Here is an 8,064-nt window from a genome sequence, read left to right on the forward strand (position 1 = left end):
AAATACCTGCAAAAACCGCGCCATATCGAGATTCAGGTGTTCGGCGACGGCAAAGGCGGCGCGGTCCATCTGGGCGAGCGCGACTGTTCCTTGCAGCGCCGCCACCAGAAGGTGTTCGAAGAAGCCCCCGGCCCTGCCATCACGCCCAAGATGCGGGCCGAAATCGGCAAGGTCTGCGCCGACGCCGTCTCCAAAATCAAGTACATCGGCGCGGGGACCATCGAATTCCTGTACGAAGACGGCAAGTTCTACTTCATCGAGATGAACACCCGCCTGCAGGTCGAACACCCGGTCACCGAATACATCTTCGGTGTAGATCTGGTGCGCGAACAGATCCGCGTCGCCGCCGGCATGGGCATGTCCTTCACCCAGGACGAACTGGTGATCAACGGCCACGCCATCGAGGTCCGCATCAACGCCGAGAAACTGCCAAACTTCTCGCCTTGCCCCGGTAAGGTGAAAATGTTTCACGCCCCCGGCGGCTATGGTGTGCGGATGGACAGCGCGCTCTATTCCGGCTACTCGATCCCGCCCTATTACGACAGTCTGATCGGCAAACTGATCGTGCACGGCCGCGACCGGCCCGAAGCCCTAGCACGCCTGAAACGCGCGCTGGGAGAGCTGATTGTTGACGGTGTCGAAACAACAACCCCGCTTTTCCACCTATTGCTTGCTGAACCGGATATCCAGTCGGGCGATTACACCATCCACTGGCTTGAAAAATGGCTGGCCGCGCAGTTTGGCACCTGACCGGGGCGGCAGCCCCGGCCCTGCGCTGATGCAGATCGGACCCCAGCCCGATCTGTCACCCGAAACCCTGCTGCGCGGCTATGCGATGGGCATTTTCCCCATGGCCGAAAGTCGCGATGATCCAACGATCCACTGGGTCGACCCGCGCCGCCGCGGGGTGATGCCGCTGCACGGATTTCACATCTCGCGCAAACTGGCCCGGCACATCCGCACCAGTCAGGCCACCGTCACCGTAGACCGCGCCTTTGACGCCGTGGTCAGCGCCTGCGCCGCGCGTGCGGAAACCTGGATCAGCCAGCAGATCCAGACGCTTTACCGCGCGCTGCATGACAGGGGCTTTGCCCACAGCATCGAGGTCTGGGAAGGTGACATCCTGATCGGCGGCGTTTACGGCGTCACCCTTGGTGCCGCGTTCTTTGGCGAAAGCATGTTCTCGCGCCGCACCGATGCGTCAAAACTGGCGCTGACCTACACGGTTCACCGTTTGCGGGCGGGTGGGTTCGTGCTGTTTGACACGCAGTTCCTGACCCCGCACCTGGCCTCGCTTGGCGGGATCGAGCTGCCCCGGGCCGACTATCACCGCCAGCTTGAGGCGGCGCTGACCCACTCCGCGCAGTTCTGTCCCGAAGGCTATTCGCCCTCGGCATCCGAGGTGTCAGGCACCGCCGCGCCTTCGGGTATCACGCAGCGCAGCACCCACACGTCATAGCGCGGGTGATCAAGTGCCGACAGCGCCGGCGATGAGGCCAGCATCCAGCCGCTGAAAATGGTCTTTCCCACCGACTGATCCACGATCGTCAGATGCGCCTCAGCATCGGCCACCGGGTTGTCGGTCGGGTAGTGGCAACTGTCCAGTTGCACCACCAGACGCCCGACTTGCGCCGCCTGTCCGCGGCTCAGCTCCACATCGCCGGTTTCACTGGTCAGCTTGTCCAGCCAGCGCAGCGTCCCACCTTCGGAATCAGTAAAGTCCTGCGCCGCAACCGGCCCGGCCAGCACCAAGGCAAAAAGCGCCGCCTTCATGGTGCCGGCACTTCACTGCCGCTGGCCGTATCAGCACTGGCCGCATCAGCGCTATCGCCGCCAACGAACTTCATCAGCAGGGTGATCAGGCTGACCGCACCCTGCGTATCCTCGATCTCAGCCCCGGGCTCCAGGTTTTCCAACGCCCCACCGGGGATGATCTCCACAAAGTTTCCGCCCAAAAGGCCTTCGGAAGAGATCAGAATCGCCGAATCCGTCGGCAACATAATGTCGTTCTTAAGCTCGACCACCGCATCGGCAAAATACGTTGTCGGGTTCAACGAAAGCGCGGTGATGCTGCCGACCTTCACCCCTGCAAGCCGCACGTCGGACCCCACATTGATCCCCTCGGCCGACCGGAAGCTTGCGGTCAGGGCATAGCTGTCCGCCTCACGCGTAAGTCCGCTGCCCTGCGCGGCATACAGGAAGAACCCTGCCGCAACTGCCAGAACCCCCGCCCCGGCCAGAACTTCTGCGCGATTCTCAGCCATTATTCGGGCCGCCACGCCTCGTAATCGCGCCGGGCCGCAAGGTCGGACTTGCGGATCGACCCGACCGGCGCATAGGCGGCATCGGTTCCGGTCATGTTTTCCAGGTGCGGCTTTTCCCAGGCGCGATGCTTCAGCGGCTGGGTTGTCGGCGGCTGGTCCCAGGTATGGTGCAGCCAGCCGTGCCAATCCGGGCTGACCCGGCTCGCCTCCATATCGCCGTTGAAGATAACCCAGCGGCGCTTGCGATCGCGCGTTTCGTAAAACACGTTACCGCCGCCATCCTCACCCACCTTCACGCCGCGACGGGCAGTAAAAAGCTGGGTGCCGAGGGTCTGGCTGTTCCACCAGGTCAACATGCGTTTCAGGAAGTACATTTCGGCCTCCGGGATCGTTGCTTTCCATATGGCCCAATCCCCGCGCAAGGTCTAGGGCCAAGCCACCTGGCGGCGGCAAACCGGCGCGCATCGAACACAGTTGCACTGCCCGCCCGAGTCATGAAAAAGGGCGGGCCTGCGCCCGCCCCATGTTCACCCTGCCCGACCGTTCAGGCCTTGGCGGGTTCTTTCTTCTTGCTTTCGGTGTAGACCAGCATCGGCTTGGCACCAACATTCACGGCCTCTTCCTTGACCACGACCTCTTCGACACGGTCCATGCCGGGAAGTTCGAACATCGTGTCGAGCAGGATGTCTTCCATGATCGACCGCAGCCCGCGCGCGCCGGTCTTGCGCTTGATCGCCCGCTTGGCGATAGCGACCAGTGCATCCGGCGTAAAGGTCAGCTTCACGCCTTCAATCTCGAACAGCCGCTGGTACTGTTTCACCAGCGCATTTTTCGGTTCGGTCAGAATGGTGACCAGTGCCGGTTCGTCCAGATCGGTCAGGGTGGCGATCACCGGCAGGCGGCCAACGAATTCCGGGATCAAGCCGAATTTCAGCAGGTCTTCCGGCTCCAGCTCCTTGAACAGCTCGCCCACGCCGCGTTCCTCGGGGCCCTTCACATCGGCACCAAAGCCGATGGCACTGCCCTTGTTGCGCTGCGCGATGATCTTTTCCAGACCCGCAAAAGCACCGCCACAGATGAACAGGATGTTCGTCGTGTCGACCTGCAGGAATTCCTGCTGCGGATGCTTGCGCCCGCCCTGCGGCGGCACCGAGGCCACCGTGCCCTCCATGATCTTCAGCAGCGCCTGCTGCACGCCCTCGCCGCTGACATCACGGGTGATCGAGGGGTTGTCGGACTTGCGGGTGATCTTGTCGACCTCGTCGATATAGACGATGCCACGCTGGGCGCGTTCGACATTGTATTCACTGGCTTGCAGCAGCTTGAGGATGATGTTCTCCACATCCTCACCAACATAGCCCGCTTCGGTCAGCGTTGTGGCATCTGCCATCGTGAACGGCACATCCAGAATTCGCGCCAGCGTCTGCGCCAGCAGCGTCTTGCCACAGCCGGTCGGGCCGATCAGCAGGATGTTGGACTTCGACAGCTCGATATCCGATTTCGCCGAATGGTTCAGCCGCTTGTAGTGGTTGTGGACCGCCACGCTCAGCACCCGCTTGGCATGGATCTGGCCGATCACATAATCATCCAGCACCTTGCAGATCTCGCGCGGGGTCGGCACCCCATCGCTGGACTTCAGACCCGTGGTCTTGGTCTCTTCGCGGATGATGTCCATGCACAGCTCGACGCATTCATCACAGATGAACACCGTAGGTCCCGCGATCAGCTTGCGCACCTCATGCTGGCTTTTGCCGCAAAAGGAACAGTACAGAGTATTCTTGCTGTCGCTGCCTGAATTGTTCGCCATCCGCAGTCCTCTGCCACTGTCCCACACCCTGTCCGGTCTAACGGCTCAGGTCACCCAATTCGCAAAGCTTAGGCCAAGGCCAAAGGCTCCACAATCGCAAAACGCCCCGCACCGATTTGCCGATGCGGGGACTGTGCTTACTTCGCCGTGTCGTCCAGTTTGCCACGGCTTTCCAGAATGCTGTCGATCAGGCCCCAATCCTTGGCTTCCTGTGCCGACATGAAGTTGTCGCGCTCCAATGCGGCAACCACGGTGTCAAGCTCCTGGCCGGTATGCTGCACATAGATCCGGTTCAGCCGTTCCTTCAGTTTCCGGGTATGCTCGGCGTGGATCATGATGTCCGTCGCCTGACCCTGATAGCCACCGCTGGGCTGGTGCACCATCACCTCGGAATTCGGCAGTGCAAAGCGCATGCCCTTTTCACCGCCGGCCAGCAACAGGCTGCCCATCGACGCGGCCTGCCCGATCACCAGCGTGGAAACCTTGGGGCGGATGTACTGCATCGTGTCATAGATCGACAGCCCGCTCGTCACCACGCCACCGGGGCTGTTGATGTACATCGAGATTTCCTTGGACGGATTTTCCGATTCCAGGAACAGCAGCTGCGCGCAGATCAGGCTCGACATGCCGTCATGCACCGGGCCACCAAGGAAGATGATCCGCTCCTTCAGCAGCCGGCTGAAGATGTCATAGGCCCGCTCGCCCCGGCTCGTCTGTTCGACGACCATCGGTACGAGGGTGTTCATGTAGTGGTCAACGGGATCGCGCATGGGGGTCCTGCCTGTCTGTCGCTTGATGACTAACGCTTGAGTGTTGCCAGAGTCTTAGTGGCGCGTCGCGGGGGCCGCAAGGGCAGCACCCGCGAATTCCCGCCGCAACGCGCATCGGTGTGTGCGTAGCGCCCTGAACTTGATCAATCGCCGAATACCCGCCGGGCCAGCATCACCCGGCTGACCGCAGTCACCAGACACAGGACGCCAAAAATCCATGCGGCCGGTACAAATGCGGCGGGCCACAGGCTGATGATCACGAAGAACACAATGGTTTCCGTGCCTTCCAGCAGGCCAGCCGTAAAATACAGCGACTTGTCGCCCCGGCTGCGTGTTTCCATGCCGCGCTTTGCGGCCAGCACGGCAAAACCAAGAAACGTCGCCCCATTGGCATAGAACGCCGCCAACAAGAACGCCCCGGCAGCCCCGTTCAGCGTCGGATCGTGCAACACAAAGGCCAAAGGCACCGCGCCGTAGAACACAAAGTCGCAGGCGATATCCAGATAACCGCCGAAATCAGTCTTGCCGTTGGCACGGGCAACCGCGCCGTCCAGACCATCCGCCAGGCGGCTGGCCAACAACGGCACGACCACGTAAAGCCCCGAATATCCCAGCGCGATCAGGCCTGCTGCCAGCAGCCCAAGGCCAAGCCCGGCCAGCGAAACCGCATTTGCGGAAAAGCCTCGCGCGGCGAGCCAGCCACCACCGCGGTTCAGCGGCACGTCAATCACCTCGCGCATCAATCCGTCCAGCATCCGATTTCCCGTCCCCTTATCCCGGCCAGACCATTTCATCTCAGGCCCGGCTAGACCAATCACGTTGACGTAGAAACCCCGAACCTTCGCATCCGATCAGGCAACAACTCGCCTGTAACGGAAGCTGATCGCAAAAGACTCTCGCCATTTTCACACTCTGCCCCACCTTTCGCCACAGTATCGCCCAACACCGGTGACACCAACAAACAACCAAAACGCCGCCAACTCAAACGCTGGAGTGTCCCGAAGTGATCAGAATGACAATCGCAGCCGTGGCCACAGTGGCCGTTCTTTCCCTTGGAACGATGGCATCCGCCTGCAACATTCCGTCAAACTCCGGTGCCATGCAGGCACAACTGATCGACAACCTGAATGCTGAACGCAAGGCTCGTGGTCTGTCACCCGTGCGGCTGTCGACAACTCTTGACAAAGCGGCACAGGGGCATGCCTGCGACAACGCCAAGCGCATGTCGATCAGCCATGTCTCGTCCGACGGGGGCAGCCTGAAGACCCGCCTGCGCCGCGCGGGATATGCCTACCGCACAGCCGCCGAAAACACCGGGCGCGGCTTTGCCTCGGGCGCACGCGCCGTGGAGTGGTGGATGAATTCGCCCAAGCACAAGCAGAACATGCTGATGGGTCAGGTCAGAGATATCGGCGTCGGCATCGCGCTCAGCGCAGCACCTGACAGCCGGCTGCACTGGATCATAGTGATGGGCAAGTCGAAGTAAGATCTTCGGTCCGCAGTCCAGGCCAACCCTCATTTTCCGGATGGTTGTCGCACAGGCTGAACTCAAGGTAACCACGCATCATCCGTCAGCGACAGGCCCCCGCTACCGCGCGATCACCAGTTCCGCTTTCAGCCCGCCCAGCCGGTCGCTTTCGCCAAGCCGCAGCGTACCGCCGTGGCTCATCGCAATATCGGCGGCGATTGACAGGCCCAGCCCCACCCCTCCGCCCCGGTTCGGATCGCGCGAACTGTCCAGACGGGCAAACGGGCGCAGCGCCTCTTCACGCTGGTCCGGCGCAATGCCGGGTCCGTTGTCCTCGACCAGGATCCACACGCTTGTTGGCAAAAACACCAAACTGACCGCCACCCTGCTGCCGTAGCGCCGCGCGTTGTTGACCAGATTTTCCACCGCCCGCGTCACCGCCTGCGGGCGCATCTTGACCAGATCCGCATCACCCTCGATCTCGGTCAGCGTCACATCGGACCCGTCGCGCGCCGCGGTCTCGACCACCGCCTGCACCAGTACCACGACGTCCGACTGTTCCATCCCTTCCATCGCATCGCCGCGCGCAAAGGACAGGAACTCATCGACCATCCGCTCCATCTGCCCGACATCCGCCTGCAACGCGGCCACCTCGCCATCCTGCGGCATCAGCGACAGCCCCAGCCGCAGCCGCGTAAGCGGCGTGCGCAGATCGTGGCTGATCCCCGACAACATCAGCGTGCGTTGTTCGATCTGCCGCTCGATCCGCGCGCGCATGTCTAGAAAGGCACGCCCGGCGGCCCGCACTTCCAGCGCCCCGCGCGGCCGGTACGACACCGGCCTGCCCTTGCCAAAGCTCTCGGCGGCCTGTGCCAGTTTGGTGATCGGTCGCAACTGATTGCGCAGGAAGGCATAGGCGATCACCGTGATCAGGATCGACGTGAAGATCATCCAAACCAGCAACTGATGCGGGTTGGTGGCGGCCATTCGTCGGCGCGGCAGCTCCACTTCCATCGGCCCCTTCGCGGTGTCGAACAACAGACGGACCACCCCCTCGTCATTCGTCACGTCGGCTGCCAGCAACGACTGCAAGCGCGGTCGCAGGGTTTCAATGATCACCCCGCCCGATAGATCGAATCTGCCGCGGTAATCCACCTGCGGCGCATCTGGCCCGGCGGGCAAAGTGACGCTCATTTCCAAAGCGTTCGCCACGCTGGCCACCCGTTCCTGTGACGCCGCAAGCGTCGCGCCCTGCGCCACTTCCTCCAGCAGAAACGCAAGATCAATCGCCACCCCTTGCGTCATCTGCCGGGTGACGCCCTCATAATGACGTTGAATAAAGGCGGTAGACACGACCAGCTGGATCGTGACGATGGGCACGATCAGGATCAGCGCGGCCCGGCCGTAAAGGCCGCGCGGCACGACGGATTTGATGCGGACGGACATGGGCAGAGCGTACCCGTTCGGGGCGGAAAGGCAAAGGTTTGGGATGGCGCGACACGGAGAGGTGCAACGGATCGAGCCGGGTTTACGCTGCGTTCTGGCCCCGAACCCCTCGCCCCTCACCGGGGCGGGGACGAATACCTACATCGTGGGAGAGGGCGAGGTTGCCGTGATCGACCCCGGTCCCGCCGATCCCGCGCATATCGATGGCATCCTCGCCGCCACGGAGGGCGAGCGCATCACAGCGATCATCTGCACGCACACGCACCGTGACCATTCGCCTGCTGCCGCGCCGCTGAAAGCCGCCACCGG

General features: G+C 62.2%; 10 protein-coding genes and 1 pseudogene. 4 read left to right on the top strand and 7 right to left on the bottom strand.

What is annotated here, in order from left to right; genetic code table 11:
- Both RMO18_RS19885 and aat read left to right on the top strand, forming a co-directional pair.
- A pseudogene (locus tag RMO18_RS19885) lies at nucleotides 1–750 on the top strand (acetyl-CoA carboxylase biotin carboxylase subunit); the annotation flags it as partial.
- A 28-nt stretch (nucleotides 751–778) separates the two neighbouring features.
- On the top strand, nucleotides 779–1,459 hold the full coding sequence (gene aat, locus RMO18_RS19890; protein ID WP_309668257.1) for a leucyl/phenylalanyl-tRNA--protein transferase: 681 nt from the start codon (nucleotides 779–781) through the stop codon (nucleotides 1,457–1,459).
- On the opposite strand, the gene RMO18_RS19895 is transcribed toward aat, so the two are convergent.
- From RMO18_RS19895 to RMO18_RS19920, 6 genes are all read right to left on the bottom strand, one after another.
- On the bottom strand, nucleotides 1,381–1,773 hold the full coding sequence (locus RMO18_RS19895) for a DUF2155 domain-containing protein (protein WP_309668258.1): 393 nt from the start codon (nucleotides 1,771–1,773) through the stop codon (nucleotides 1,381–1,383). The two genes, aat and RMO18_RS19895, sit on opposite strands and share 79 nt — an antisense overlap.
- Nucleotides 1,770–2,264: an outer membrane lipid asymmetry maintenance protein MlaD gene (gene mlaD / locus RMO18_RS19900; protein WP_309668259.1), complete on the bottom strand. Its 495-nt coding sequence runs from the start codon at nucleotides 2,262–2,264 to the stop codon at nucleotides 1,770–1,772. Before mlaD ends, RMO18_RS19895 begins: the two co-directional genes overlap by 4 nt.
- Entirely contained in the window at nucleotides 2,264–2,638 is a 375-nt protein-coding gene (locus tag RMO18_RS19905; RefSeq protein WP_309668260.1) for an NADH:ubiquinone oxidoreductase subunit NDUFA12, read from the bottom strand. The genes mlaD and RMO18_RS19905 overlap by 1 nt, the downstream gene beginning before the upstream one ends.
- Nucleotides 2,639–2,808: 170 nt before the next feature.
- Nucleotides 2,809–4,071 carry an ATP-dependent Clp protease ATP-binding subunit ClpX gene (gene clpX / locus RMO18_RS19910; protein WP_309668261.1) on the bottom strand — a complete coding sequence of 421 codons (1,263 nt, stop codon included), beginning with the start codon at nucleotides 4,069–4,071 and terminating at the stop codon, nucleotides 2,809–2,811.
- A 137-nt stretch (nucleotides 4,072–4,208) separates the two neighbouring features.
- Nucleotides 4,209–4,841 carry an ATP-dependent Clp protease proteolytic subunit gene (locus RMO18_RS19915; protein ID WP_309668262.1) on the bottom strand — a complete coding sequence of 211 codons (633 nt, stop codon included), beginning with the start codon at nucleotides 4,839–4,841 and terminating at the stop codon, nucleotides 4,209–4,211.
- A 143-nt stretch (nucleotides 4,842–4,984) separates the two neighbouring features.
- On the bottom strand, nucleotides 4,985–5,596 hold the full coding sequence (locus RMO18_RS19920; RefSeq protein ID WP_309668263.1) for a CDP-alcohol phosphatidyltransferase family protein: 612 nt from the start codon (nucleotides 5,594–5,596) through the stop codon (nucleotides 4,985–4,987).
- A gap of 257 nt (nucleotides 5,597–5,853) precedes the next feature.
- On the opposite strand from RMO18_RS19920, the gene RMO18_RS19925 reads away from it, so the two are divergent.
- Nucleotides 5,854–6,327 (top strand): CAP domain-containing protein, encoded by a 474-nt coding sequence (locus RMO18_RS19925; RefSeq protein ID WP_309668264.1) that lies wholly within the window; start codon nucleotides 5,854–5,856, stop codon nucleotides 6,325–6,327.
- A 102-nt stretch (nucleotides 6,328–6,429) separates the two neighbouring features.
- Here RMO18_RS19925 and RMO18_RS19930 read toward each other — a convergent pair whose 3' ends face one another.
- Nucleotides 6,430–7,755, bottom strand: a complete 1,326-nt coding sequence (locus tag RMO18_RS19930) for an ATP-binding protein (RefSeq protein ID WP_309668265.1) — start codon at nucleotides 7,753–7,755, stop codon at nucleotides 6,430–6,432.
- A 43-nt stretch (nucleotides 7,756–7,798) separates the two neighbouring features.
- Between RMO18_RS19930 and RMO18_RS19935 the strand changes: the two genes are divergently transcribed.
- Nucleotides 7,799–8,064: MBL fold metallo-hydrolase (locus RMO18_RS19935; protein WP_309668266.1), on the top strand; the 266-nt coding region annotated here is incomplete at its 3' end.

This window comes from Tabrizicola sp. (assembly GCF_031377265.1).
In the GTDB taxonomy this organism is placed as follows: Bacteria; Pseudomonadota; Alphaproteobacteria; order Rhodobacterales; family Rhodobacteraceae; genus JAUYQR01.

Excerpts from the sequence above, each read along its gene's own strand:
- RMO18_RS19905 (WP_309668260.1), bottom strand. The coding sequence starts at position 2,638 with ATGTACTTCCTGAAACGCATGTTGACCTGGTGGAACAGCCAGACCCTC.
- RMO18_RS19930 (WP_309668265.1), bottom strand. The coding sequence starts at position 7,755 with ATGTCCGTCCGCATCAAATCCGTCGTGCCGCGCGGCCTTTACGGCCGG.
- RMO18_RS19915 (WP_309668262.1), bottom strand. The coding sequence starts at position 4,841 with ATGCGCGATCCCGTTGACCACTACATGAACACCCTCGTACCGATGGTC.
- aat (WP_309668257.1), top strand. The coding sequence starts at position 779 with ATGCAGATCGGACCCCAGCCCGATCTGTCACCCGAAACCCTGCTGCGC.
- RMO18_RS19920 (WP_309668263.1), bottom strand. The coding sequence starts at position 5,596 with ATGCTGGACGGATTGATGCGCGAGGTGATTGACGTGCCGCTGAACCGC.
- RMO18_RS19925 (WP_309668264.1), top strand. The coding sequence starts at position 5,854 with ATGACAATCGCAGCCGTGGCCACAGTGGCCGTTCTTTCCCTTGGAACG.
- RMO18_RS19895 (WP_309668258.1), bottom strand. The coding sequence starts at position 1,773 with ATGAAGGCGGCGCTTTTTGCCTTGGTGCTGGCCGGGCCGGTTGCGGCG.
- mlaD (WP_309668259.1), bottom strand. The coding sequence starts at position 2,264 with ATGGCTGAGAATCGCGCAGAAGTTCTGGCCGGGGCGGGGGTTCTGGCA.
- clpX (WP_309668261.1), bottom strand. The coding sequence starts at position 4,071 with ATGGCGAACAATTCAGGCAGCGACAGCAAGAATACTCTGTACTGTTCC.